The sequence below is a fragment of the Acidisphaera rubrifaciens HS-AP3 genome (assembly GCF_000964365.1).
GTDB classification, from domain to species: domain Bacteria; phylum Pseudomonadota; class Alphaproteobacteria; order Acetobacterales; family Acetobacteraceae; genus Acidisphaera; species Acidisphaera rubrifaciens.
Map to the genome: position 1 here is coordinate 1 of NZ_BANB01000900.1, position 642 is coordinate 642.

Below are 642 nucleotides of genomic sequence, written 5' to 3' on the forward strand. Positions count from 1 at the left end.
ACCCACCCGCCGGCGCGGCGCCCAGCCCGGCGCCCAGCCCGGCGCCCAGCCCGGGGGTCAGCCCGGCAGCAGCATCTTCAGCCCGTACGCCACCGCGCCGGTGATGACGACGCCCGCCGCATAGAGCGCCACGAACCACAGCACCCGCCGCAGCCGGTTCGGCGGCGGGGCGATCCTGCCGTCAGCCATCCATTCCGTCATCGCCGCGCCCCTCAATGGTAATGCATCCCGGGCCGCACCTTGCCGCGGAACGTCCAGTAGGCGAACGCGGTGTAGGCCAGGATGATCGGGATCAGCACCGATGCGCCCACCAGCAGGAAGCGCTGGCTCGCCGCCGGCGCGGCTGCCTGCCAGATGGAGATCGACGGCGGCACCATCATCGGGAAGATGCTGACGCCGAGGCCGATGTAGCAGAGCAGGAACCACGCCTGCACGCACAGGAACGGCGTCACGTCGCGCTCGCGCGCCAGCCCGCGCCAGAACGTCAGCGCGACCAGCAGCACCAGGACCGGGATCGGGCTGAGATAGGCGATGTTGGGCCAGTCGAACCAGCGATGGCGGAACCCGGCATTGAGGAACGGCGTCCACAGGCTGACCGCCGCGATCAGCAGCAGCAGCACGACGCCCAGGGCGGCGGCATAG

Annotated in this window: 2 protein-coding genes; both read right to left on the reverse strand. The window is 71.0% G+C overall.

Translation table 11 applies throughout. The features are described from left to right. Window positions 1–57 precede the first annotated feature (57 nt). A complete protein-coding gene (locus B8460_RS21295) occupies window positions 58–189 on the reverse strand; it encodes a DUF2474 family protein (protein WP_148360710.1) in 132 nt (43 codons plus the stop codon). Window positions 190–212: 23 nt separating this feature from the next. Then, the coding region (locus B8460_RS18875) for a cytochrome d ubiquinol oxidase subunit II (protein WP_048863169.1) at window positions 213–642 on the reverse strand (430 nt) is incomplete at its 5' end.

What these genes read in the sequence shown, in the direction of transcription:
- B8460_RS21295 (WP_148360710.1), bottom strand. Translation starts at nt 189, where the DNA reads ATGGCTGACGGCAGGATCGCCCCGCCGCCGAACCGGCTGCGGCGGGTG.